The following is a 25,882-nucleotide window of genomic DNA, read 5'->3' as shown; positions in this document are numbered from 1 at the left end:
CATTCATCAAAAAACACAGACATTATGACAACAGTAGTTAAAGTAGCCCTCGGGATTTTATTATTTTTTCTTGCCCAAAGTTTAAGTGCACAGACAGCGGTACAACAGAAAATTGATTCCCTTCGTCAACAGAAGGAACTGGTTACCCTGCAGGAGAAGGAAGCACTGAAAAAAGAAGTTGAAGCCATCGTAACAAGGCAGAAAAATGGTGAGATCTCCCTGGAGGAAGCGCGCGAATTAAAGCAGGAGGCAGCGAAGAAACGAGCCCTTAACATTGAGAATAAACTGGCCATTCTGGATAACACTATTGCTCTTATGGATCGGAACAACGGAGATGGAAATATAGTGCAGGATACGGTTCCATATCTGGCGAAAATCGAAATAGGATTTGGGCATAAGGACACTGATAATAGTAGGGTATTTGGTATTAAATATTCAAATAAAAAAGAAGGCAGGTCTGTTGTATATGATCGAAGAACCTATTCTGACCTGGTGCTCGCTTTTGGGTTGAACAATGCTATTATAGACGGGCAATCTTTAGGGGATTCTCCTTATGAATTGGGAGGAAGCCGCTTTTTTGAAATTGGGGTAACATGGAGGACAAGGGTCTTTGAAAACTCTAACTTTTTGCGATTTGCCTATGGTCTGTCTTTTCAGTTTAATGGGCTAAATCCAAAGGATAACCAATATTTTGTTACAAATGGTTCTGAGACCACCCTGGAGACCTTTGATGTAGATCTGAGTAAATCAAAATTACGGATGGATAACCTGGTTATTCCCCTCTACCTGGAGTTCGGACCTTCTAAAATGACCAAAACGGAGAGCAAAATAAGGTATTCTTTAAGAAACCAATTCAGGATCGGAATAGGAGGCTATGGTGGATTTAATCTGGGTACCCGTCAAAAATTGAAATATGAGCGCAATGGGGAGCGTGCAAAGGACAAACTTAAACGTGGTTTTAACTCCAGTGATTTGGTCTATGGTCTCGCCGCTTATGTGGGAGTAGATGGGGTACTTCTTTATACCAAATACGATCTGAATCCCATTTTTAAGGATGCTACGATCAATCAGCGAAACATTTCTTTTGGGCTGCGTTTTGACCTCGATTAAGAAAAGAACCAACCCCATTGTTTAGGGTACTTGGATAAGACCGGGATTTCATTCATAAAACAGGGAATAGTTTTTTAAACCGTCCCTGTTTGTGTATTTTTATCCTTCCGTAACTATTGAATCTTGATCGCAAAAAATACTATAGACCAGGTCTACGAAACTGCCCGTGTAGAGGAGGTTATTGGCGATTTTGTCAATCTTAAGAAGTCGGGTTCCAACTACAAAGGCCTAAGTCCTTTTACCGATGAGAGGTCTCCCAGTTTTATGGTTTCGCCTGTAAAGCAGATCTGGAAAGACTTCAGTAGTGGTAAAGGGGGAAATGTGGTGGCTTTTTTAATGGAGCATGAACACTTTACCTATCCGGAGGCCATAAAATATTTGGCCAAAAAATATCAGATCGAGGTAGAGGAAACAGAACAGAGCAACGAACAAAAGGAGCAGGCCAATGAACGGGAGAGCCTCTACCTGGTGTCGGAATTTGCGCAGGGGTATTTTGCAGACATCTTGTGGAACACTCAGCCGGGAAAGGCAATTGGACTCAGCTATTTTAAGGAAAGGGGATTTACGGAAGATACTATTCGCAAATTTGGTCTGGGATATGGGCTAGATGAATGGGATTCCTTTACAACCCACGCGCTGGAGAAGGGTTATCAGCTCAACTTTTTGGAGAAAACAGGGCTCAGCATTGTAAAAGAGGATACGTCACGACCGGGCCAAACCAGAAAATTTGATCGTTTTAAAGGAAGGGTTTTGTTTCCGATCCATTCTTTAAGTGGCAGGATACTGGGCTTTGGAGGCCGAATTCTCAGCAGTGATAAAAAGGCTGCCAAGTATGTGAATTCGCCCGAAAGTGATATCTATCATAAAAGTAAGGTCCTTTACGGGATCTATTTTGCAAAACAAGCCATCGCCAAAGAAGACAACTGTTTTCTCGTGGAGGGGTATACAGACGTTATTCAGCTACATCAGCGGGGAATACATAATGTGGTTGCTTCCAGTGGTACCGCACTGACCCCGGAACAGATCCGGATGATTAATAGGCTTACCAGGAACATCACGGTATTGTTCGATGGGGACGCCGCCGGTTTACGGGCATCTCTTCGAGGTATAGACCTCATTCTGGAACAGGGAATGAATGTGCGAATTTGCACTTTTCCTGAGGGGGAAGATCCGGATAGTTTTGCAAAGAATAACTCCTTCGAAGAAGTAGTGCTGTATCTGGAAGAACAAGCCAAGGATTTTATACAATTCAAGACTTCTCTGCTTGCTGAAGATGCCGCAAATGACCCTATCAAAAAAGCAGATACTATTCGCGATATCGTGGGGAGCATTGCCAAGATTCCGGATCGTATAAAACGCGAACTGTATATTCAGCAGTGTGCTGCTACGATGAATATTTCAGAAGCAGTCTTGTTTAATACCCTGGCTCAGATCAGTAAAAAAGCATACACCGAGGCTAGCAAACAAAACAAGAACGAGCAAAAGGCCTTTGAGGTGATCCGTGAGGTTCCCAGAGAAACCAAGGTAGATGTACAATACGAATTAGAGCGTAAGATCATTGAGATATTGCTGCTCTATGGACGTGAAGAGCAGCAGTTTGAAGACCTGGTACTAAAAGAGAATGAGTCAGGGGATCTTGTCCTGGAACCCGAACGTATTGAAGCAAAAGTGTATGAAAAAATCTACTTGGACCTGCAGGAAGATGAGATCGAAATGACGCACGAGCACTTTAGAAAGATTTATTACAGCCTGATGGAATCTCTCAATGAAAAAGAAGATTTCACCATTGCATCTTTTTTAAATGAGCTAGATCAGGAATTGGTGAATAACATTTCATCCATTTTGATGGAAGAAGAAAAATATACGCTCCATAACTGGGAGAGCAAAGAAATTTATCCCAAAGAAAAAGGCACTTCTGTTGGGCAATTAGTAAGTGAAACCATTCTTACCCTGCGCTGTTTTCTTATCAAGAAAAGAATAGACACCTTGCAACAAGGCACCGAAGATCAGACCGATGATAACCGGGAGGTTTTGGAAGAGATCGTGAATTATTTGCAATTAAATAAATTGTTGAGCAGTAAGTTAAATCGAGTTTTGTCTTAAAAGAGAATTAGACCGTGTAGGCCCATACAGTAGATGATATAAAAAAACCCACTGGAATTTCAGAGGGTTTTTTTAAGTTTGGTTATTGAGATTAGTATAGTTCGAGGGCCTTTGCCTGTTGCAAGAGGTCCACAAGGTTATCTACATTTAATTTTTTCATTAAGCGCGACTTATAAGTACTGACGGTCTTTTCGTTTAAATTAAGTCCCTCGGCAACGTCTTTATTGCGTTTACCACTTGCGAGTAGCTTCAGTACCTCAACTTCCCTTGTAGAAAGTTTCCTGAAAAACCTGCGTTGTTTTTGAGTTCCTTCATCGAAGGCTAAACGCTGTGCCAGTTCATTGGTTATAAACATCTTGCCCTCACCAACTTTTTTCACGGCACTTATCATATAATCTAATTCAGAGGTTTTAGATAGGTATCCAAAAGCACCCGCTCTAATGGTGCTCAAGGCGTACACATCCTCCGATTGACCGCTATAAATAAGCACTTTTACTTCCGGAAATTCTTTCTTGATCTTTCTTAAGGTAGCAATACCATTGATCTCGGGGATGTCCATTTCCAGAATTACAACATCCGGGACGGCCTTAGTTAAAAAGTTGAAAAGTTCATTGGTGGTAGACACATCTCCTAAAACTTCGAAATCTGGAACAGTATTGAGTACTTCTTTAATTCCGAGACGCACAATGGGATGATTGTCAGCGATTAAAATTTTGATCATTAGTCGGTTTTTTCTTGATATTATGCGATGGTTTTACGCACAACCCTAGCATGCAATGTAAGGTTTTAATATCTAATTTCTATGGCAAAACTGTAATTTTTTTATGGTTTTTCTATAGTTTGCCACCAACTAATCGTTTTAAGTACTTGATTATCAGGTAATCGGTTATTTTAGAGTAATAGGAATCTTACAAATAGGTATAGGAATCATCTTATGTTTATTAGCGGAATTATACTTTTTATATATCTGGAAAACCTCGGCCTCTCTGTTTTCGAAGTCGTGCACATGCTTCCCTTTAGCCTCCTGAGCCATGGCCCATTCTAATTCTGGATAGGATGCTCCAATCTGGTCTTCGTCTGTTCTATGATCACCCCATAGTCCATCTGTGGGAGGTGCCATAAGGATCTCCTTGTGTACCCCAAGAAATGAACCTACTTCATAGACCTCTGTTTTGAGCAAGTCTGCAATAGGACTAAGGTCTACACCACCATCCCCGTACTTGGTATAAAATCCGATTCCGAAATCTTCAACCTTGTTACCCGTACCGGCTACCAGATATCGCAGTAAGGCGGCAAAATAATACAAGGTGGTCATCCGTAAACGGGCTCTTGTATTGGCCAGAGACATATGACGTTCATCTTCATTATCTACTGTCGGTAAGGCAGCTACTAATTGATCAAAAACTGGGGTAAGATTAACGGGTTGACTGCTAACGTTTGGATAGTTTTTTTGCAACCATTTAATATGATTAGCTGCCCGTGAAACCTGGTTCTCTCCCTGATGAATTGGCATTTCAATACACAAAAGGTCCAACCCGGTGCGAGCGCATAAGGTAGAGGTCACTGCAGAATCTATGCCGCCGGAGACGCCAATGACAAATCCTTTCATTTTGGCATTGATGGCATACTCCTTTAACCATTCAACAATATGATCTACTACTTTATCTGTTTGCATGTTCCAACTTATTTAATTTGAAATACTGTAACTTTGGCCCCGTAAAAATAACCTCTGCAAACGTAATATTAAAGCAGTTAAAGGATAACTTTTCATGTACAGAAATACAGCATTGATAATTTGCATGCTTTGCCTGCTTAGTTCCTGCAAAAAGGAGAAAGAAATACAAGCCGATATTGCCAAACAGTCGGTAGAATTAAAAGTACTTCGATTCGACAAGGAGTTTGCTGCTGCCACGCCTGATAATTTATCCAATATCAAAAGTAAGTACCCCTATTTCTTTCCGTCCCAGTACACCGATAGCATTTGGATAGCCAAAATACAAGACAGCTTACAAATAGAATTAAGGGAGGCGGTAGACAGTGCTTTTTATGATTTTAAAGAAGAACAGGAAGAGATCACCATGCTCTTAAAACATATTGTGTATTACTTCCCTACCTATACTATTCCAACCGTGGTTACCCTAACCACAGAGGTAGATTATGAGAACAGGATCATCCTTACAGATTCCCTTTTACTGATAGGGTTAGACAATTATCTGGGACAAGATCATCGGTTTTATAAAGGAATTGATCGTTATATTTCCAAGGGGCTAGACAAGCAGTATCTGGAAAGCGATATTGTAAGTGCTTTGTCCAAAAAAGTTATCTCTTTTCCACGAGACAGGTCATTTTTGGCGCAGATGGTATATTACGGGAAAGAACTTTATCTGAAAGACCTTTTGATCCCCTGGCAAACCGATGGGCAAAAAATTGGTTATGATACGGACCAACTTAGCTGGGCTCAGGCCAATGAAGAGCAAATTTGGCGCTACTTCGTGGAGCGCGAACTTTTGTACAGCACAGACCCTAAGTTAGGTCCGCGTTTTCTCGATCCGGCACCCTTTTCCAAATTCAGGTTAGAACTAGATAATGAATCGCCCGGAAGGCTGGGGAGATATATTGGTTGGCAGATCGTCAGAGCCTTTATGGAAAAAACCGAACTCCCTGTGGAGCAATTATGGAATTTACCGGCAGAGACCATTTTTAAACAAGCAAACTATAAACCTAAGAAATAAGACTATGGCCCAGCAAAATACTTCAGAAATAACCTTACGGATTGCCCTGGACGAAAATAGGATCCCTGAACAATTAACCTGGTCTGCACAGGATGGCGGGATAGATAACGAAGATGCCAAAGCCATGTTGCTGTCTGTTTGGGACAGTAAGAACAAGGAATCGCTGAAAATAGATCTGTGGACCAAGGACATGCCTGTAGACGAAATGAAGATCTTCTTTCATCAAACGCTGGTCTCCCTGTCTGATACCTTTATGAAGGCCACACAAGATGAAAAGATGACGGCAACCATGAAGGATTTTTGTGAGTATTTTGCGGAAAAACTGGAATTGAAATAGTTTCTTTTTCTGCTCCTCATTCAATTTGCCATGGGCACTTCCATGAGCAGGATCTTGCTGCTGGCGTTTATTTCAAAGGTGACGGTGTCAGCTTCCCAAATTCCTAACCCATCTCGTCTGTTTAGTATTTCATCTCCCACCTGGCAAGTACCTTCGAGCAAAAAGACATACAGGCCATTCTCCTTATTCTTTAGGGTGTAACTCACGGAGTTACCTTCAGAAAATTCTCCCAGGTGAAACCAGGCTTGCTGATGGATCCAGATTCCGTCATCGCCGGGGTCCGGAGAAATGATCTGCAGAAATTGGTCTTTAAGCTTGTCTTTTTCTAGCGTAATCTGGTCATAGCGGGGCGTAACATTTAATTTATTGGGAAGTACCCAGATCTGCAGAAACTTTACTTTTTGATCCCGGTTCTTATTCCGTTCGCTGTGACTAACGCCTGTACCTGCGCTCATAGTCTGAATATCACCTTCCCTGATCACGGCGGTATTTCCCATACTGTCACTGTGTTCAAGATCTCCCTCCAGGGGAATAGAAATGATCTCCATATTCTTGTGCGGATGTTTTCCAAACCCCATGCCGGGAGCAACTTCATCATCATTCAGCACGCGTAAGACCCCAAAATTCATGCGGGAAGGGTCGTAATAATTCGCAAAACTAAAGGTGTGATAGCTTTTGAGCCATCCGTGATCTGCCTGGCCTCTGCTGGAAGCCCTGTGTATTATTTTTTGCATGAATGTGTCATTTATTTTAACCTTTGGTCGTAAGGAAGCCAACTTCCTTTCGTCTATCTTTGTAATGATCCTCCAAAGTTTTAAGACCACCTAAAAATCGGAAAGAATGGCCACAGATGCAATAGAGAAATTGATATTTATCTACAATGCGGATACTGGCCTAAAGAATGGCTTGTTCGATATTGCGCATAAGATATTTAATCCCAGTACCTATGAATGCCGTCTGTGTGAACTAACATTCGGAACGTTCAGAGAAAAAAGGCTTTGGAAGAATTTTCGTTTGGAACATACCGTTCAAATGGAGTTTTTGCATAAAGATGAGTTCCTTAAGACTTACGCCTCTAAATTTATGCCTGCTTATACCTTTCCAATTATTCTGGAAGCTACCGCGCATGATCTGGAGATCTTTATGACCACTAAGGAGCTCAAGGCAATGTCCGATACTCAAGACCTTATAGCAGCCATCAATCAAAAGTTTTGAATTACATTATTTTACAAAAGTAGATGAACCTCCCTGTGGAGATCAGTGGGTTTGTTCCTGATAGAAATCCTTATTGATCTGGTCTATATAGGCGAGTATCTCATCCCTGCCCAGGGATTGGGTGGAGGAGGTGATAAAATGAGGAGGGGCCTCTTCCCAGACACCATTGGTCATGGCAGAAAGATAAGCCGTTGCCTCTCTTTGAATGGCCTTGGGTTTAAGCTTATCAGCTTTTGTGAAAATAATGGAAAAGGGGATAGCCTGTTCCCCTAGCCATTCCATGAATTTAAGATCGATGGGTTGGGGATCATGGCGTATGTCTACCAGCACAAAGGCGCTGAGTAGCTGTTTTCGTTCCAGGAAGTAATCGGCAATGTATTTTTGAAAAGTCTTTTTGTCTTTTTTGGAGACCCGTGCATAACCATATCCCGGTAAATCTACCAGGAACCAATTATTATTGATCTTAAAATGATTGATAAGCTGTGTTTTTCCGGGTCTTCCCGATGTTTTGGCCAGGGATTTACGATCAGTCAACATATTGATAAGGGAAGACTTCCCCACATTAGACCTGCCTATAAAGGCGTATTCCGGAATTGGATCTGCCGGGCATTGGGCAACATTGGTATTGCTAACTACAAAGTCGGCCGACTTAATTTTCATGACGTAGTACCCTTAGAAATTTCGTTTCTCCAGCCATTTTTCGAGCACCTCATTGAATTCATTAGGGTGCTCCATCATGGGTGCGTGCCCACATTCATTGATCCAGAAAAGGTCCGAATCGGGGAGGAGTTCATGAAATTCCTTGGCGACATTAGGAGGTGTCACAGAATCGTTTTCACCCCAAATGATGCAGGTGGGTGTATGCATGTGGGGCAGGTCTTTGGACATATTATGACGAATGGCACTTTTGGCAATTGCCAGTGTCTTTACAAGTTTCATGCGGTCATTTACCGTTGCGAAAACTTCATCTACAATTTCTTTGGTTGCCACGGCAGGGTCGTAAAAAACGTCCTGTGCCTTCTTTTTTATAAACTCATAGTCGCCACGTTTTGGATATCCATCTCCCATGGCACTTTCGTAGAGCCCTGAACTACCGGTAATTACCAGGGCTTTAACCATATTGGGATAGAGCTTTGTATGCAACAGGCCTATATGGCCACCAAGGGAATTACCCAGCAAGATTACGTCTTTCAGGCCTTTGTGTTCAATAAAGCGTTCCAGGAATTTTGCAAAATTCTTGACATTGGTCTTAAGCATGGGCATGCTGTAAATAGGCAGTTCCGGGACCAACACCTTATAACCTAACTGAGGAAAATGGTTGGTGACCCCTTCAAAATTACTTAAACCGCCCATCAGGCCGTGAAGTATGATCATTGGCGTTCCTTCACCTACCTCGATATATCTGTATTTACCGTCGGTTCTAATGTTTTTCTCCATACAGGACAGCTTCAGTTGTCAGTTGGCAAATATAGGCATTATCCTCTTATGCCGCCATTTAATTGAGTGTTCGCCCGTTGATTTTCTGCCCCAGGGCATTTATTATCCCTTTACCTATAGATGCGGAGATATTTTTTCAAACCAGTGGAATTGCTTTTTCTGAGTCCAAAAGTTGTAAAATTTATGAACAAAGTGGTAATTTGTGGTAAATAGTGGTAATAATTTCTATATATTTGAGTTTATATAGAAGACCAACCAGATTTAAATGATCAGTTTCATTGGAACATATGATTGTAAGGCCGATGTAAAGGGCAGGGTGATGATCCCTGTGACCCTAAAGAATCAGATGGCCCCTGTGATCAACAAGGGCTTCGTTATAAAGCGTTCTGTGTTTCAGCCATGTTTGGAACTGTATCCAATGGAAGAATGGCATTTGCTGATGCAGAAGATGAACAAGAAGAACCGCTTTAAGAAAAAGAACAACGATTTTATAAGGAGGTTTTCGGCTGGTGTAAAACCGGTAGAGATCGACGGTACCGGCCGTTTACTCATTCCAAAAAACCTAATCGCCATTGCGGGGATAACTAAGGAAGTGGTCTTGAGTTCAGCCATTAATATAATTGAGATCTGGGATAAGGATAGCTATGAGAAAGTATTGGATGAAACCGCTGAGAATTTTGCGGAATTAGCGGAAGAGGTAATGGGTGATGATGGTGATGAAGTATCATAAGCCTGTATTGTTGAAGGAGTCTGTTAAAGGACTTGCCATAAAGGAAAATGGCACCTATGTAGATATCACCTTCGGAGGTGGAGGGCATTCCGCAGAAATATTAAGGCAGTTGGGAAGCGAAGGCAGACTGGTTGCATTTGACCAGGATGAGGAAGCGATCGATAATGAAATAGATGATGAACGATTTACGCTGATCAATGAGAATTTTCGATTTGTTGGTCAGTTTTTGAAGTTCTATGGCATAAAAAAGGTAGATGGGATCCTCGCAGATTTTGGGGTTTCTTCACATCAGTTCGACAGCGCCGAACGGGGGTTTTCTACTCGTTTTGAAGCTGAACTGGATATGAGGATGACCAGGCGCAACGAGCTATCGGCTTTTGAAGTGATCAACCAATACGAACACAAGCAACTTAGAAGAGTGCTGTTTGAGTACGGGGAGCTAAGAAACGCAGAGGCCATGGCCAGTGAAATTATTGCAGCTCGGGAAAAAGAACCAATCAAAACTTCATCGGCATTGAAGGAGGCGTTAAAAAGGTTTTTACCAACCCATAAGGAGCATAAGATATTGGCTCAGATCTTTCAGGCCATCAGAATAGAAGTGAATCAGGAGTTGGAGGCAATAAAGGAGTTTTTGATACAAACACCTCAGTTGCTAAATAAAGGTGGAAGACTAAGCATTATAAGTTACCATTCATTAGAAGATCGTTTGGTAAAACGCTTTATACAAATGGGAAAGTTTGAAGGAGAGGTGGAAAAGGATTTTTACGGTACACCACTCACTCCTTTTAAAAAAGCAGGGAATTTGATAGTACCGGGAAAAGAGGAAATAAAACTGAACAACAGGGCACGCAGTGCAAAACTAAGAATCGCAGAACGCATTTAAAGAGTATAGCAGCAATATGAAAAACGGATTTGTAGCCATCTTAAAAGGAAAGTTCCTTGTTAGTGGTGATGCCCCAAAAAATTGGCTCTTTTTGATCTTCGCCTCGTTTTTGGCAACCGTTATGATTGCCAGTTCGCATAGTGCAGACCGAAAAGTGCACCGCCTGGCCGCCTTAAATGAGGAGGTAAAGGAATTGCGAAGTGAATTTGTAGATATGCGATCTGATGTGCAGAGATTAAAACTAGAATCTACTATACGTCTTACGGTGGCAGAAGAAGGATTGCTTCCTTCCGAAACCCCGCCTCAAAAAATCAAAGTAAAATCTGAGAATCCGTAAATGGCCTTTGAAAGCAAACATATCTTAACCAGGTTATATCTCGTTGCGGGAGGCTTATTTCTTTTTGCAGGCCTCGTTCTGTTTAAACTTGTCTCAATTCAAATGGTCCATGGAGATAAGTATAAGGCTTTGGCCCTTCAGCGCACCGAGAAGATGTTTACCATTCCTCCTAATAGAGGTAATCTGTATTCTGATGATGGCAGTTTGTTAGCCACTTCCGTTTCAAAATATACCATTCGCTTTGATGCTGTAACGGTCAAAGACGAAGACTTTAAAAAGTTTGTGAATCCACTTGCCGATAAACTGTCAGGATTGCTTCACAAGCCCTCCTCTCATTTTGAAAAACTGCTTCGAAAGGCAAAAGCCAATAAGAACAGATATGCTTTAATTGCCAGAAATCTTGACTATTCCCAGTATATGAGCATCAAGGGTTTCCCGCTTTTTAATATGGGTCCTTATCGCGGCGGATTAATCGTAGATCAGAAAACGGTCCGTGAACATCCTTTGGGCAAGATCGCAGAACGCAGTGTGGGCTATGAGCGCTTTGATGAAAATGGCTATGCCACCCGGGTGGGACTCGAAGGCGCTTTTGGGCAGTATTTGAGAGGGAAGGAAGGAAAGCGACTAAAACAAAAGATCGCCAAAGGGCAATGGAAACCCATTGGCCTGGATAATATCATTGAGCCCCAGGATGGCTATGATGTCATTTCTACTATAGACATTAATATTCAGGATATCGCACACCATGCCCTGTTGGGTCAGCTGGAAAAGTACAAGGCAGATCACGGATGTGTCATTGTAATGGAAACCAAAACGGGTGAAATAAAGGCTATCTCAAATTTAGGTAGGACAGAAGACAACAAATATTATGAGCGATTAAATTACGCCATCGGAGAATCGCATGAGCCTGGTTCAACCTTTAAACTAATGTCGCTTGTAGCTGCTCTGGAAGATAAAGTGGTTGATACCAGTACGGTTATTGATACCGAAAAAGGAAAATGGCGATTGTACGACAGGACAGTGCGCGATTCTAAACATGGGGGTTATGGCAAGATCTCGGTAGCCACTGCTTTTGAAGTTTCCTCAAATACGGCCTTTGCCAAAATGATTCACAATAATTACAAGGAGAATCCTCAAATGTTTGTGAACAGATTAATGCAGATGGATCTTCATAAGGAATTAGTTCTGCCAATTAAAGGTGAAGGGAAGCCGGTGATACGCAATCCAGGAGACAAAGGCTGGTCTGGGATCTCTCTGGCATGGATGTCTCACGGATATGAAGTTTCGTTAACTCCCTTGCAAACCCTGGCTTTTTACAATGCCATTGCAAATGATGGGGAATTGCTCAGACCCAGATTGATCAAAGAAGTAAAAGAATGGAACACTTCCATCCGTAAGTTTAAGAAAGAAGTCATCAATCCTGCAATTTGTTCCAAAGAAACGGCTCTTCAAGTACAGCAACTATTAAAGAATGTTGTAGAGAAAGAACACGGAACCGGACATCGGCTTTACGCTGCCAACTTTTCTATGGCCGGTAAAACAGGTACAGCCCAAAAGAACTACGTAGGGAAGGATCCGGACAAACTTAGATATATCTCAACCTTCGCAGGCTATTTCCCTGCAGACGACCCTAAATATTCTTGCATTGTGGTGATTCATGAACCCGATAAAAGCGTTGGCTATTACGGTGCTGATGTGTCAGGTCCGGTATTTAAATCCATTGCGCATAAGATCTATTCTAACAATCCTCTGATAGATGAGGTGGCCTCTTTAGAGCCCTTTAATCTGGTTTTGGAGGAGGCGTATGAAGACTATTTTGAGGAAGCTAGTAAAACGATCACTACCATGCCCAATTTGGAAGGTATGAGCGGAATGGACGCTATTTCTATCCTTGAAAATCTTGGCTTACAGGTGGAAATAAAAGGAAACGGCAAGGTTAAAAAACAATCTATCACCCAGGGTACGGCATTGAGCCAGGTATCTAAAATTGTATTGGATCTATCATGACATCCCTCAAGGACATATTATATGGAGTAGGATTAACAGCGGTTAGTGGTACCACGGCGAAGTTGGTAAACAACATCTGCTTTGATTCGCGCGCGGTAGCTCTAGATGACGTGTTTGTTGCCATAAAAGGAACACAGTCAGATGGTCATGTTTACATAAAAAAGGCTATTGAACTTGGTGCAAATGCTATTGTTTGTGAAAAAATGCCGGAAGAACTTATCAATGAGATCACTTACATAGAAGTAGAAGATTCTAAAAAGGCCCTGGCCATTATGGCGTCTAATTTTTATGGAAATCCGTCTAGGAACTTGCAATTGGTGGGAGTTACAGGGACCAATGGTAAAACAACAGTTAGCAGTCTTTTGTATCAATTGTTTAAAAAAGCAGGGTATAAGGTAGGCTTGCTTTCAACGATCAGGATCATGGTAGATGAGAAGGAATATCCTACCCTCCATACAACCCCGGATGCACTGACCATTAACAAATACCTCGCCATGATGAATGAGGAAGGGGTAGAGTTTTGCTTTATGGAGGCCAGTTCCCATGGTATTGATCAGAAAAGGACCAGTGGCCTTCTTTTTGCGGGTGCCATTTTTACCAACCTCACCCACGATCATTTAGACTATCACAATTCATTTGCAGAATACAGGGATGCTAAAAAGAAATTGTTTGACGACTTGCCAAAAACTGCTTTTGCCATTTCAAATATAGATGATAAGAATGGCCTGGTAATGCTGCAGAATACCAGGGCAAAAAAATATACCTATGCCCTAAAATCATATGCAGACTACAGAGCTCAGATCCTTGAGAATCAGTTTAGTGGTCAATTACTAAAAATTGAAAACAACGAACTCTGGACCAAATTGATAGGTCACTTCAATGCGTATAATATTTTGGCCATATACGCCACCGCAGATCTGTTGGGTCTTGAAAAATTTGAAATTTTAAAATTATTAAGTGAATTGGAAAATGTGGATGGCAGGTTCCAATATTTTATATCAAAACAACGCATAACGGCTATTGTTGATTATGCCCATACGCCGGACGCCTTAAAAAATGTGCTGGATACAATCAGCGCATTGAGGACTGGAAATGAAAACGTCATCACCGTAGTGGGGTGTGGTGGTGATCGTGACAAGTCTAAGCGTCCGGTAATGGGGCATATCGCTACGTCCATGAGCAACAAGGTCATTTTTACTTCCGACAATCCAAGGACCGAATCTCCTGATACTATTATATCGGAAATGGAAGCAGGGGTAGAGCCACAACATGCTAAGAAGGTATTGGCCATAGAGAACAGGGAACAAGCTATTAAAACCGCTTGCCAGCTGGCAGATGCACAGGATATAATCTTGTTGGCCGGAAAAGGCCATGAAACCTATCAGGAAACCAATGGTACAAGGATAGAATTTGATGATTTTAAGATCGTCAGAAAGGTCCTTGAAGATTTAAATAAATAAGAGCACTAAGAGACACCATATGTTGTACTACTTATTTGAGTACTTAGAGAAGCAATACCAGTTCCCCGGCGCTACCCTGTTCCAGTTCCTTACGTTCCGGGCAGCAATGGCAGTATTGCTTTCCTTGATTCTTGCAACAACTCTTGGGAAACGGATCATACTTTTTCTTCGTCACAAACAGATTGGGGAGACCGTGCGCGACCTTGGATTGGAAGGGCAAAAACAAAAGCAAGGTACCCCAACCATGGGAGGACTTATTATTATAATGTCTACTCTGGTGCCTGTGCTGCTATTTGCACGTATCGACAACATTTATATCATCCTGCTGATCATAACCACTATATGGATGGGCATTATCGGTTTTATAGATGACTACATCAAGATCTTTAAAAAAAATAAAAAAGGCCTGAAAGGGAGGTTTAAGATCCTGGGGCAGGTAGTGCTTGGCCTTGTGGTAGGTGCCACGCTCTTTTTTCATCCGGAGGTGACCATGAAAGAAAAAAATAAATCTACCATCACAGAGAAATTTGAGGTGAGAGATGTGGAAGGAAAAGAGCACAAATCAACCAAAACCAACATTCCGTTTTTTAAGAACAACGAATTTGACTATGGAGATCTGATTGGTTGGATGGGAGAAGGGGCGCAATCGTATGCCTGGTTGATCTTTATTCCTATTGTGATTTTCATTGTAACCGCAGTTTCTAATGGAGCTAATCTTACAGATGGTATTGACGGGCTGGCGGCGGGTACTTCGGCTATAATTGTTCTAACCCTGGGCATTTTTGCCTGGGTGTCCGGGAACATCATATTTTCCAATTACCTCGATATTTTCTATATCCCCAGAGCAGGGGAATTGGTGGTCTTTATTTCTGCTTTTGTGGGGTCTCTCGTGGGCTTCTTGTGGTATAATGCTTATCCGGCTCAAGTATTCATGGGAGATACCGGGAGTTTAACCATAGGTGGTGTCATAGCAGTGATCGCTATCATAGTCCGCAAGGAATTACTCATCCCCTTATTATGTGGGATCTTTTTTGCAGAGTCATTATCCGTAATGATCCAGGTAAGTTATTTCAAATTCACGAAACAAAAATACGGAGAAGGTAGACGAATATTTTTGATGTCGCCCCTTCACCACCATTACCAAAAGAAAGGATATCACGAAAGCAAGATAGTCACCAGATTTTGGATCATTGGGATCCTTTTGGCAATTGTCACCATAGTAACCTTAAAAGTGAGGTAAATGGAGCGGTTGGTGATTCTGGGAGGAGGAGAAAGTGGCGCAGGTACGGCCATCCTGGGGAAACAAAAAGGATATGAGGTTTTTGTCTCGGACAACGGAAAAATAAAAGAAACCTATAAAGACGTTCTTACACATTTTGGAATTGATTGGGAAGAAGGTGGCCATTCTGAGGAGAAGATCCTGAATGCCAACTTGGTCATGAAAAGTCCGGGAATCCCTGATAAGGTGCCGCTGGTACAAAAACTATTAGCCATGAATGTCCCCGTGTTATCGGAGATAGAATTTGCTGCCAGATATACCAAGGCTACTATCATCGGAATTACAGGAAGCAATGGAAAAACCACCACCACTATGTTAGTGCACCATATAATGAAAGAAGCGGGATATTCCGTGGGCATGGCCGGAAATATTGGAGACAGTTTTGCAAAAATGGTGGCCGAATCCTCGTTCGAGTATTATGTATTGGAGATCAGCAGTTTCCAACTAGACGGGATTAACAAATTCAAACCGCATATTGGGATACTAACCAATATCACACCAGATCATCTGGACAGGTATGAGTATGATTTTGAGAAGTATATAGCTTCCAAATTCAGGATAACCATGAACCAGACGGCGGAAGACTATTTCATTTACGATGAAGACGATGAAGTAATTGCACGCCATTTGGAGACGCACCCAATTAAAGCCAGAAAGCTGCCATTTTCGTTAGAAAATGATGGGAAACAAGGAACATTTATAAGAGACAAACAATTTATAATTAAGACAGACCAAGGAATTATGGAAATGAGATCAGATTCATTAGCATTAGAGGGAAATCACAACCTGAAGAACACTATGGCAGCCATTACGGCAGCTAAACTGGTGGGGATTCGCAAGGAAGTGATCCGTGAGAGTATTCAAAATTTCCAGGGTGCTGCCCATAGACTGGAAAAGGTGTTGAAGATACACCATGTTCAGTATATCAATGATTCTAAAGCAACCAATGTAAATGCAACCTATTATGCACTAGACAGCATGTCTACCCCTACAGTCTGGATCGTTGGTGGAGTGGATAAAGGGAATGATTACAAGGTGCTTATGCCCTTGGTGCGCGAGAAAGTAAAAGCCATCATTTGTCTGGGAATGGACAATACCGAACTCAAGCATGTCTTTGGTAGTGTGGTAGATATATTCGTTGAGACCTATGCTATGAGTGAGGCGGTGAAAGTGGCATACAAAATAGCCGAACGCGGAGATACCGTCTTGCTTTCTCCTGCCTGTGCGAGTTTCGACCTTTTTAAAAACTATGAGGACAGGGGAAATCAATTTAAAGAAGCAATAAAAAACTTATAATATTTTGAGGTTCTTACAACACATACAAGGAGATAAGGTTATTTGGGCAGTAGTAGCACTGTTGGCCTTATTCTCATTTTTACCGGTCTATAGTGCCAGTAGTAATTTGGTGTATGTGGTTGGCAATGGCACTCCCATAGGCTATTTGGTAAAACATGGCTTATTACTTTTCCTGGGTTTTGGCATTATATACGGTATCCATAAGATCCCTGCACACTATTTTAAGGGGTTGGCTATCATAGCTATGCCCGTGGTGATTGCTCTCCTGGTCTATACCCTGGCTCAGGGAACTACCATTGAAGGGGCCAATGCCAGTAGGTGGATCCGCTTGCCATTGGTAGGGTTCACTTTTCAAACCTCCACCCTGGCATCTGTGGTTCTAATGATCTACATTGCTCGTTATCTCTCAAAGATCAAGGACAAGACGATCACCTTTAAGGAAAGCATTCTGCCCTTATGGGCACCGGTATTTCTGATTGTACTTCTTATTTTACCAGCAAATTTTTCGACAGCCGCCATCCTCTTTTTTATGGTCTTGTTATTGTGTTTTTTGGGCGGATATCCCTTAAAATATTTATCTGCCATGGTAGGATCAGGCCTAGTGGGTCTTGTCTTTTTTGTGCTTATCGCAAAAGCAGCACCAGATCTTTTTCCCAATAGAGTGGATACGTGGATGAGCAGAATTGAAAGTTTCTGGGATCCGGCTGATACGGAAGCTGATTATCAAATAGAAAAAGCGAAAATAGCAATTGCCAGCGGAGGACTGATAGGTAACGGGGCAGGGAAAAGTGTTATGAAGAACTTTTTACCCCAGAGTTCCTCAGATTTTATTTATGCAATTATCGTAGAGGAATATGGATTAATAGGCGGTTTTGTGCTGATGTTTTTTTACCTCTTGTTACTATTTCGAATTATCGTGGTAGCAAATGCCAATGATTCGGTCTTTGGAAAATTACTGATAGTTGGGGTTGGTTTGCCAATTGTATTTCAGGCGCTGATTAATATGGCGGTGGCAGTAGAACTATTCCCCGTTACAGGTCAGACACTTCCTCTTATCAGCAGTGGGGGCACCTCTATCTGGATGACCTGCCTGGCGATAGGCATTGTGTTGAGTGCAAGTATCAAGAGATCAAAAGCAGGAATTGATGGGCAGGAAATAGATGAAAATAACCCTTTAGAAGTCTTAAGTGGACAATTATAGGTTTATACTCTCGGGAGGAGGAACAGGCGGTCATATTTACCCGGCGATCGCCATAGCGAATGAATTAAAACGCAGGTTCCCGAAGGCAGAAATATTGTTTGTAGGAGCATCAGACCGGATGGAAATGGAAAAAGTGCCTCAAGCAGGGTACGAGATCAAAGGATTATGGATCAGTGGATTACAAAGGAGACTAAGTTGGAAGAATCTGATGTTTCCCATAAAAGTGATAAGTAGTTTGATTAAGGCGAGAAACATTGTAAACACTTTTAAACCGCATGTGGCAATTGGTACAGGGGGCTATGCCAGTGGGCCGGTTCTTCGCATAGCTTCTGGGAAAGGTATTCCTTGTGTGTTGCAGGAACAAAATTCCTATGCCGGGATCACCAATAAAATATTAGCCTCCAGGGTGAGCAGAATTTGTGTTGCTTACGATGGAATGGACAAGTTCTTTCCAAAAGAAAAGATTGTAAAAACAGGAAATCCGGTAAGAGCCTCTTTAATTAGATTGCCAGAAACAGGAACATCTTCCTATGCTTATTTTGATCTTAGGCCAGACAAGAATACAGTATTGGTCCTTGGAGGAAGTTTAGGAGCGAGAAGGATCAATGAGCTTATTGAAGATCAATTAACAGCTTTCTCAAAACTAGGACTTCAACTCATATGGCAGTGTGGTTCTTTATACTATGAAAAATACAGGCAATTTGGTTCCGAAAGGGTATTTGTAACAGGATACCTGAACCAAATGGAGCATGCCTACAGGGTTGCAGACATCATCATTTCAAGATCAGGAGCTGGTTCGGTCTCCGAACTTTGCCTGGTAGGCAAACCGGTTATTTTTATCCCATCGCCCAATGTAGCAGAAGATCATCAAACAAAGAATGCACAAGCGTTGGTAGAAAGAGGAGCTGCCTTAATGATACAGGAAAGGGATCTTGCATCAGAATTCAAAAAACAATTTGAAGAACTCTTTCATTCCAAAGAAATAAAGGAACAACTAGGCAAGAATATAAAGGAATTAGCCCTGCCAAAGGCTACAGAACATATAGTAGATGAGATCGTACAAATAATAGAGGGGAAAGATGACTAAGGAATGGTTCCATAAGGTGTATTTTATTGGTATCGGCGGTATCGGAATGTCTGCTTTGGCCAGATATTATTCCTTCCTTGGTATGGATGTAGGGGGCTATGATAAAACCCAAACACCTTTGACCATTGAATTGGAAGCATTGGGTATGATGATCCATTACCAGGATGATGTGTCCCAAATTCTATCTCAATTTCGTATTCCGGAAGAGACCCTTGTGGTCTATACTCCGGCCGTGCCAAAGAACCATACAGAGTATAACTATTTTACGAGCCACGGCTTTACGGTCAAAAAAAGATCTGAAGTATTGGGAATGATCACTAACAATACCTTCTGTTTTGCGATTGCCGGTACTCATGGTAAAACAACTACCTCTAGTATTCTGGCACATTTATTAAAAGAAACGGGAACCTCGGTAACCGCATTTTTAGGCGGAATATCCGAGGATTTTAACAGCAACTTCCTATGGGAAGGAAATGAGTTCTCGGTGGTTGAAGCCGATGAGTTCGACAGATCCTTTCTTCAGCTTACACCCAATGTAGCTTGCATTACCTCTATGGATGCCGATCATTTGGATATTTATGGAGACAATGAGAAGCTGCAGGAATCCTTTAGGGCATTTGCTGCCAAACTAAAGCCTGATGGAAAATTGTTTGTACGAAATGGATTGCCTTTACAAGGAATTACCTACGGGATTGAGGACGATTCAGATTTTTGCATACGAAATATAAGAATTGAACATGGCACCTACATATTCGATTTGGGAACTCCCGACACTACCCTGAAGGGAGTGAAATTCAACAAGCCTGGCAGGCATAACCTGCTCAATGGGCTGGTAGCTTTTGCGATGGCGATCCAAGCCGGTCCCCCGCTGGATCGCCTTGCGGAGGCCCTGGAAACTTTTAAAGGGGTTCAGCGTAGATTTTCCTATAAGATAAAAGAGGAGCATCTGATCTTTATAGATGACTACGCACATCATCCTGCAGAAATAGATGCCATTTTTGAAGCAATACAGGAGATGCACCCTAATAGAACAGTGCTTACCGTCTTTCAGCCTCATTTGTATTCAAGAACCCGGGATTTCATAGAAGAATTTGCCCGTAGCCTGTCAAGATTCGACAGTATCATTTTATTAGAAATATACCCTGCTCGAGAAGAGCCCATACCGGGGGTAAACTCGCAGTGGTTGTTGGATATGATCACAAATCCGCATAAAAAATTAGTCGCTAAATCGGATTTGGTGGCAGAGATCAAGGCACAAAAACCACAGGTACTGGTAACGCTGGGTGCGGGAGACATTGGCCTGGAAGTTAACAAACTTAAAAAAGCACTGGAATATGAAAATTAATTGGAATTATCTTAAGTTAATTGCACTAATATGTTGTATAACAGCATTATATGCATTTTCAAATAAAAGAAGCCTCCAAAAACCCGTACAGGAAATGGAGATAATATTTGAAGGAGACAACAATTTATACCTATCTCAGGACATGGTTAATAAATTGTTAATACAAAATTATGGAAGTGTCCTTAATGTGGGCAAAGAAAAATTAGTTTTGAATACTATAGAAGAGGTCATTGAGGCCAATGATATGGTAAAAAGCGCCCAAGTATATCTTACTATCAATGGTAAACTTACATCTAAAATTTTCCAAAGGCAGCCCATAGGACGTGTAGAGGGAAGTACAAAATTTTACCTGGACGAGGATGGAAAATCTATGCCTTTATCCAAGATGCATTCTGCCAGAGTGCCTATTATTACGGGTGAGATCACAGGTAAAAGCCTTGATGATGTGTTTGAAATATTGAAGTTTATAAATCAGGACGACTTTTTGAGAAAGAATGTTATTGGGATACATATCAAAGCGGAAGAGCGCTACCAATTGAAATTTAGAGTCGAAGATTTTATCGTTGACCTGGGCAATGTGGAAGACCTGGAGAGTAAGTTTAAAAACTTCAAGGCATTTTATGCAAAAGCAATGAAAGACAAATCATTACGGGAGTACGCCGTAGTCAGTTTAGAATTTGATAATCAGGTAGTGTGCACCAAAATATAAAGAACTATGGAACAAGGTAATTATTCAGTTGGCCTAGATATTGGAACCACCAAAATTGTAGCCATCATTGGGAAGGAAAACGAATATGGCAAGATTGAAGTACTTGGAATAGGTCGTTCAAAAAGTTTGGGTGTACATCGTGGGGTGGTTAACAATATTACCCAAACCATCAAATCTATTCAGCAAGCCGTGGAACAGGCAGAGGCTAACTCTGGTTTAAAAATAGGTTCCGTCGTGGTAGGTATTGCTGGCCAGCATATCCGCAGTTTACAACATAGCGATTATATCACAAGGGCCAATTCAGAAGAGGTAATCAACGAAGACGATCTTGAAAAACTATGTAATCAGGTGTACAAGTTGGTGATGCTACCCGGAGAGGAGATCATTCATGTGTTACCCCAGGAATACAAGGTAGACGGGCAGGCCGAAATAAAACAACCTATAGGGATGTACGGTGGGAGACTGGAAGCTAATTTTCACGTAGTAGTGGGGCAGGTTTCCTCAATTAAAAATATAGGGCGTTGTATAAAAAGTGCCGGCCTTGATCTGTATAATATTACCCTGGAACCCCTGGCATCCTCTGAAGCGGTATTAAGTCAGGAAGAAAAAGAAGCGGGCGTGGCCCTGATCGATATTGGCGGGGGTACCACAGATCTTGCGATTTTTAAAGATGGGATCATCAGACACACAGCCGTTATCCCTTTTGGTGGAAATGTGATTACCGAGGATATCAAGGAAGGATGTTCCATCATAGAAAAGCAGGCAGAATTACTAAAGATGAAATTTGGTTCGGCCTGGCCAGGGGAGAATAAAGACAATGAGATCGTATCCATCCCAGGCTTAAGAGGGCGGGAACCTAAAGAGATTACGCTTAAAAATTTATCCAAGATCATTCATGCCCGAGTGGTAGAGATCGTAGAGCAAGTCTATGTGGAGATCAAGAATTACGGGCATGAAGAACAGAAGAAAAAGCTTATTGCCGGAATAGTATTAACGGGTGGGGGTAGCCAACTTAAGCACCTTAAACAGCTAGTAGAATACATTACCGGAATGGATACCAGAATAGGATATCCCAACGAACATCTGGCAGGTGATTCGGATGCGGAAATAGCCAGTCCGTTATATGCCACCGCCGTAGGACTTTTAATGAATGCTGTTGAGAACAAGGACAAACGCAGATTGAAAACGCTCGAAGATGAACAAGAGCGTGAAATGGTTCTGGAAGGTCATGAAGAAGGGCATACTGCCAAGGCAATGAAAAGAGAAAGAAAATCCGTTTTCGACCGATGGTCGGAGAAGCTAAAGGATTTCTTAGATAACGCAGAATAAATAATAAGCATAGCACATTAACCAGTAACAAGAACAACATGAGCAAGAACACCGAATTTGAAAGTATTTCCTTTGACCTCCCCAAGAATCAAAGTAATGTAATAAAAGTGATCGGCGTTGGAGGCGGTGGTAGCAATGCCATTAATTATATGTTCCAGGCGGGAATCAACGGGGTAGATTTTGTAATCTGCAATACCGATTCTCAGGCACTTCAAAATAGTGCGGTACCTAATAAAATTCAATTAGGCGTTTCCCTTACAGAAGGATTAGGGGCCGGGGCAAATCCCGATGTGGGAGAACAGGCTGCCGTAGAAAGTATGGAAGAAATTAAAACCATGCTCGATACTACTACAAAAATGATCTTTATCACAGCCGGAATGGGCGGGGGCACAGGTACTGGTGCGGCTCCTGTTATTGCAAAACTGGCTAAGGAAATGGATATTCTAACCGTTGGAATTGTAACCATGCCTTTTCAGTTTGAAGGGAAAATGCGCTGTCAACAAGCTCAAAAAGGGATAGAACGCCTTAGAGATCATGTAGATTCCCTTATCATTATCAACAATAACAAACTACGCGAGGTGTATGGAAACCTTGGGTTTAAAGCGGGATTCTCTAAAGCAGATGAAGTACTTGCCACAGCAGCCAGGGGTATTGCAGAGGTTATTACGCATCACTACACACAAAATATAGATTTACGAGATGCCAAGACGGTGCTTTCCAATAGTGGAACGGCCATCATGGGATCTTCCATGGCATCGGGTTCTTCAAGAGCCACAGAAGCTATTATGACGGCACTAGATTCACCCTTATTGAATGACAACAAGATAACAGGAGCTAAGAATGTACTTCTGCTGATTGTTTCTGGTACTAAGGAGATCACTATCGATGAGATAGGGGAGATCAATGATCATATTCAGATAGAAGCGGGTCATGGTGCTAACATCATTATGGGTGTTGGGGAAGATGAGGCACTGGGGGAAGCCATTGCGGTTACTGTGATAGCTACGGGTTTTAATGTGGATCAACAAGATGAGATCGTCAACACGGAATCAAAGAAGATTATCCATACCCTGGAGGATGAGCAAAAAGCAGTTCACAACCTAACTGAGACTCCTGCTGTGGTATATGAGTTGGAGGAAGAAGAGGAAGACTTTGAGCCCATTGTGAAACACACCCTGGAGATTGAAGATGAAATGGATCTGATCCCTACCACCAATTTTATCCGAAATTTCAATGTTTTCTACGATGAAGTGGTGGCCACTGATATCAATGAGAACGATTTTGTGATCCTTGATTCCAAAAATGCTCTTTTCGATATTGAAGTTGTAGATCCGGTGACCCTATCGAACAAAGACGACAAAAAAGAACAGATCGCTTTTAGATTCGATATGCCTATTACGCAGAATGATGTGATAGAAGATGAGGTAGAAGACGAGAAAGAACATGTAATCACTTTTTCTCTGGATGAGGAGATCAATGACATGGATGTCACTGAACATATAGAAGTTATCCCGGTGCTGGAATACAATAAGGAGGGTGAAACACGCTATAGTTTGGACGATTATATGGATCTGGAATCCCAATTGACAGGTGCCCGTTCTAAGGCAGAAGACTATGATCCGAAGATTGTAGAAGAGGAACTGATCTTTGAGCAGAAAACAGTGAGTGCCTTTGAAAAGGCTAGTGAGGGGAATGGACAAGGAGAAATAGATCCAATGAGTTCACCAATCGAAGAATTGCTGAAGGCAAGAGCTGATGAAAGAAGGAGAAAATTAAAAGACTTCAACTATAAGTTTCAGAATAGCCTTAGCCATATCGAAGAGATAGAGAAGGAGCCAGCATATAAGCGTCAGGGGATCAATTTAAACGAAAATCCCAGGGAAGGAAAGGTATCCAGAACAACATTAGGGGAGGATAGCAATGATGAGATACAATTGCGTTCTAACAATTCTTTTTTGCATGATAATGTAGATTAGTTAGTTTTTTTGTACGGTTTTTAACCTAGCCAAAACCCGAGTCGATCCTCATCGTTTCGGGTTTATTTTTTTATCTTCGTGAGGTTAAAATTAGAAGCTATGAGCTTACAAGATAAGGTAATGCACGAAATGAAGTCTGCCATGAAGGCCAAGGATACAGTGGCGTTAGAATCGCTACGGGCCATTAAATCGGCATTGTTAATGGCACAAACAGAAAAAGGTGGTGCCATTACTTTGTCTGAAGAAGACGAGGTAAAAATGGTACAGCGATTGGTAAAGCAACGGAAAGACAGCGCGGCCATTTTTATAGAACAGGGCAGGGAAGATCTTGCAGCAACAGAACTATCACAGATCGCCGTCATTGAAAAATTCTTACCGGAACAACTCAGTGAAGAGGCAGTTGAAAAGGTTGTAATGGCAACTATAAACAAAGTTGGGGCAAGTGGGATGAAGGATATGGGCAAGGTAATGGGCCTAGTTTCCAAAGAGCTGGCAGGCCAGGCAGATGGGAAGACCATATCGAATATCGTACGAAAGAACCTAAACTAATACCTGGTTAGTGGATACTCCTGAACTCAGGAAATTGGTTGAGACTGCTATTGGAAGAACCGAAAAACGGATTACTCAGTACCGGAGTCTCTCCGAACCTGTAGCTCCGGATAATGCCATTGGGCGGGTTTCCCGGATGGATGCCATCAATAATAAAGGGGTCATGGAGGCCGCTTTACGTAAATCGGAAGAGCAGTGGAAAGGCTTACGCCTCAATTTAGCAAGATTAGGGGACAGACGACTTTGGAAAGAGTATTAAATGCGGGCAAAAGATATCCGTTGCGAGTATTTTATTGGCACCAGAAAGTTCTTTTTGCGTAAATTGCGCTCGCTAAGAAAAGGAATAACAAATGGCTGCGTAGTTCAACTGGATAGAATATCAGATTTCGGCTCTGAGGGTTGGGGGTTCGAATCCCTCCGCGGTCACTCATAAACCAAAAAAAGAGTAGAAGAAAAGCGAGTTTCAAAAATGAAGCTCGCTTCTTTTTTGAAATAAAGCGAAGTCTTCCTTTTTTTGGTTTTCAACGCGGAGCGTTGAGGGAACACCGAACGGAGGTGAGGTAATCCTAGCGGAGCGTTGAGGGAACACCGAACGGAGGTGAGGTAATCCTATTGCGGAGCGTTGAGGGAGCACCGAGAGTAGTGAGGTAATCCTAGTGGAGCGTTGAGGGAACACCGAAGGACGTGAGGTAATCCTTTGCGGAGCGTTGAGGGGACACCGAACGAGGTGAGGTAATCCTATTGCGGAGCGTTGAGGGAG

General features: G+C 42.0%; 25 protein-coding genes and 1 tRNA gene. 21 read left to right on the top strand and 5 right to left on the bottom strand.

The window, feature by feature from the left end:
• Nucleotides 1–24 precede the first annotated feature (24 nt).
• Together WBM49_RS01635 and dnaG are read left to right on the top strand one after the other, a co-directional pair.
• On the top strand, nt 25–1,110 hold the full coding sequence (locus tag WBM49_RS01635) for a hypothetical protein (protein ID WP_424370318.1): 1,086 nt from the start codon (nt 25–27) through the stop codon (nt 1,108–1,110).
• A 123-nt stretch (nt 1,111–1,233) separates the two neighbouring features.
• Nucleotides 1,234–3,213, top strand: a complete 1,980-nt coding sequence (gene dnaG, locus WBM49_RS01630; protein WP_424370317.1) for a DNA primase — start codon at nt 1,234–1,236, stop codon at nt 3,211–3,213.
• A gap of 91 nt (nt 3,214–3,304) precedes the next feature.
• Here dnaG and WBM49_RS01625 read toward each other — a convergent pair whose 3' ends face one another.
• The gene (locus WBM49_RS01625; protein WP_424370316.1) at nt 3,305–3,934 is read right to left on the bottom strand and encodes a response regulator; all 630 of its coding nucleotides are present in this window, start codon (nt 3,932–3,934) and stop codon (nt 3,305–3,307) included.
• 165 nt (nt 3,935–4,099) lie between these two features.
• Nucleotides 4,100–4,888, bottom strand: coding sequence for an NAD(+) synthase (gene nadE / locus WBM49_RS01620; protein WP_424370315.1), 789 nt, complete (start codon nt 4,886–4,888; stop codon nt 4,100–4,102).
• Nucleotides 4,889–4,982: 94 nt separating this feature from the next.
• On the opposite strand from nadE, the gene gldB reads away from it, so the two are divergent.
• Entirely contained in the window at nt 4,983–5,945 is a 963-nt protein-coding gene (gene gldB / locus WBM49_RS01615; RefSeq protein WP_424370314.1) for a gliding motility lipoprotein GldB, read from the top strand.
• Between the two features lie 4 nt (nt 5,946–5,949).
• A complete protein-coding gene (gene gldC / locus WBM49_RS01610) occupies nt 5,950–6,282 on the top strand; it encodes a gliding motility protein GldC (protein WP_424370313.1) in 333 nt (110 codons plus the stop codon).
• A gap of 20 nt (nt 6,283–6,302) precedes the next feature.
• On the opposite strand, the gene WBM49_RS01605 is transcribed toward gldC, so the two are convergent.
• The gene (locus WBM49_RS01605) at nt 6,303–7,016 is read right to left on the bottom strand and encodes a pirin family protein (protein WP_424370312.1); all 714 of its coding nucleotides are present in this window, start codon (nt 7,014–7,016) and stop codon (nt 6,303–6,305) included.
• A 106-nt stretch (nt 7,017–7,122) separates the two neighbouring features.
• On the opposite strand from WBM49_RS01605, the gene WBM49_RS01600 reads away from it, so the two are divergent.
• A complete protein-coding gene (locus tag WBM49_RS01600; RefSeq protein WP_424370311.1) occupies nt 7,123–7,497 on the top strand; it encodes a GTPase in 375 nt (124 codons plus the stop codon).
• A 42-nt stretch (nt 7,498–7,539) separates the two neighbouring features.
• On the opposite strand, the gene yihA is transcribed toward WBM49_RS01600, so the two are convergent.
• Together yihA and WBM49_RS01590 are read right to left on the bottom strand one after the other, a co-directional pair.
• Complete coding sequence (yihA, locus tag WBM49_RS01595; RefSeq protein ID WP_424370310.1) at nt 7,540–8,157, bottom strand: ribosome biogenesis GTP-binding protein YihA/YsxC; 618 nt, start codon at nt 8,155–8,157, stop codon at nt 7,540–7,542.
• A gap of 12 nt (nt 8,158–8,169) precedes the next feature.
• On the bottom strand, nt 8,170–8,934 hold the full coding sequence (locus tag WBM49_RS01590) for an alpha/beta fold hydrolase (protein WP_424370309.1): 765 nt from the start codon (nt 8,932–8,934) through the stop codon (nt 8,170–8,172).
• Between the two features lie 265 nt (nt 8,935–9,199).
• Here WBM49_RS01590 and mraZ point away from each other — a divergent pair, with 265 nt between their 5' ends.
• The 16 genes from mraZ (at nt 9,200) to WBM49_RS01510 (ending at nt 25,548) form a co-directional block, all read left to right on the top strand.
• Nucleotides 9,200–9,664 carry a division/cell wall cluster transcriptional repressor MraZ gene (mraZ, locus tag WBM49_RS01585; protein WP_424370308.1) on the top strand — a complete coding sequence of 155 codons (465 nt, stop codon included), beginning with the start codon at nt 9,200–9,202 and terminating at the stop codon, nt 9,662–9,664.
• Nucleotides 9,651–10,547: a 16S rRNA (cytosine(1402)-N(4))-methyltransferase RsmH gene (gene rsmH / locus WBM49_RS01580; protein WP_424370307.1), complete on the top strand. Its 897-nt coding sequence runs from the start codon at nt 9,651–9,653 to the stop codon at nt 10,545–10,547. Before mraZ ends, rsmH begins: the two co-directional genes overlap by 14 nt.
• Nucleotides 10,548–10,563: 16 nt before the next feature.
• Nucleotides 10,564–10,884: an FtsL-like putative cell division protein gene (locus WBM49_RS01575; protein ID WP_424370306.1), complete on the top strand. Its 321-nt coding sequence runs from the start codon at nt 10,564–10,566 to the stop codon at nt 10,882–10,884.
• Nucleotides 10,885–12,891: a penicillin-binding protein gene (locus WBM49_RS01570; RefSeq protein ID WP_424370305.1), complete on the top strand. Its 2,007-nt coding sequence runs from the start codon at nt 10,885–10,887 to the stop codon at nt 12,889–12,891.
• Nucleotides 12,888–14,351, top strand: coding sequence for a UDP-N-acetylmuramoyl-L-alanyl-D-glutamate--2,6-diaminopimelate ligase (locus WBM49_RS01565; protein WP_424370304.1), 1,464 nt, complete (start codon nt 12,888–12,890; stop codon nt 14,349–14,351). Before WBM49_RS01570 ends, WBM49_RS01565 begins: the two co-directional genes overlap by 4 nt.
• Before the next feature lie 19 nt (nt 14,352–14,370).
• Nucleotides 14,371–15,591, top strand: coding sequence for a phospho-N-acetylmuramoyl-pentapeptide-transferase (mraY, locus tag WBM49_RS01560; protein WP_424370303.1), 1,221 nt, complete (start codon nt 14,371–14,373; stop codon nt 15,589–15,591).
• Nucleotides 15,592–16,926, top strand: a complete 1,335-nt coding sequence (murD, locus tag WBM49_RS01555; RefSeq protein WP_424370302.1) for a UDP-N-acetylmuramoyl-L-alanine--D-glutamate ligase — start codon at nt 15,592–15,594, stop codon at nt 16,924–16,926.
• A 1-nt stretch (nt 16,927) separates the two neighbouring features.
• Nucleotides 16,928–18,127 carry an FtsW/RodA/SpoVE family cell cycle protein gene (locus tag WBM49_RS01550; RefSeq protein ID WP_424370338.1) on the top strand — a complete coding sequence of 400 codons (1,200 nt, stop codon included), beginning with the start codon at nt 16,928–16,930 and terminating at the stop codon, nt 18,125–18,127.
• Complete coding sequence (murG, locus tag WBM49_RS01545; protein ID WP_424370301.1) at nt 18,114–19,214, top strand: undecaprenyldiphospho-muramoylpentapeptide beta-N-acetylglucosaminyltransferase; 1,101 nt, start codon at nt 18,114–18,116, stop codon at nt 19,212–19,214. The genes WBM49_RS01550 and murG overlap by 14 nt, the downstream gene beginning before the upstream one ends.
• Complete coding sequence (gene murC, locus WBM49_RS01540) at nt 19,207–20,559, top strand: UDP-N-acetylmuramate--L-alanine ligase (RefSeq protein WP_424370300.1); 1,353 nt, start codon at nt 19,207–19,209, stop codon at nt 20,557–20,559. Before murG ends, murC begins: the two co-directional genes overlap by 8 nt.
• A gap of 94 nt (nt 20,560–20,653) precedes the next feature.
• Nucleotides 20,654–21,268: a cell division protein FtsQ/DivIB gene (locus WBM49_RS01535; protein ID WP_424370299.1), complete on the top strand. Its 615-nt coding sequence runs from the start codon at nt 20,654–20,656 to the stop codon at nt 21,266–21,268.
• Between the two features lie 6 nt (nt 21,269–21,274).
• Nucleotides 21,275–22,597: a cell division protein FtsA gene (gene ftsA, locus WBM49_RS01530; protein ID WP_424370298.1), complete on the top strand. Its 1,323-nt coding sequence runs from the start codon at nt 21,275–21,277 to the stop codon at nt 22,595–22,597.
• Nucleotides 22,598–22,635: 38 nt separating this feature from the next.
• Nucleotides 22,636–24,573, top strand: coding sequence for a cell division protein FtsZ (gene ftsZ / locus WBM49_RS01525; RefSeq protein ID WP_424370297.1), 1,938 nt, complete (start codon nt 22,636–22,638; stop codon nt 24,571–24,573).
• 99 nt (nt 24,574–24,672) lie between these two features.
• Nucleotides 24,673–25,122, top strand: a complete 450-nt coding sequence (locus tag WBM49_RS01520; RefSeq protein WP_424370296.1) for a GatB/YqeY domain-containing protein — start codon at nt 24,673–24,675, stop codon at nt 25,120–25,122.
• Nucleotides 25,123–25,132: 10 nt separating this feature from the next.
• The gene (locus WBM49_RS01515; RefSeq protein WP_424370295.1) at nt 25,133–25,381 is read left to right on the top strand and encodes a hypothetical protein; all 249 of its coding nucleotides are present in this window, start codon (nt 25,133–25,135) and stop codon (nt 25,379–25,381) included.
• 93 nt (nt 25,382–25,474) lie between these two features.
• Nucleotides 25,475–25,548 (top strand) — tRNA-Arg (locus tag WBM49_RS01510).
• The last annotated feature ends 334 nt before the right edge of the window (nt 25,549–25,882 follow it).

The organism is Muriicola sp. (assembly GCF_049669965.1).
Taxonomy (GTDB): Bacteria; Bacteroidota; Bacteroidia; order Flavobacteriales; family Flavobacteriaceae; genus Muriicola.
The sequence above is the reverse complement of the archived record's forward strand: the minus strand, read 5'-3'. Positions and strand labels throughout refer to the sequence as shown.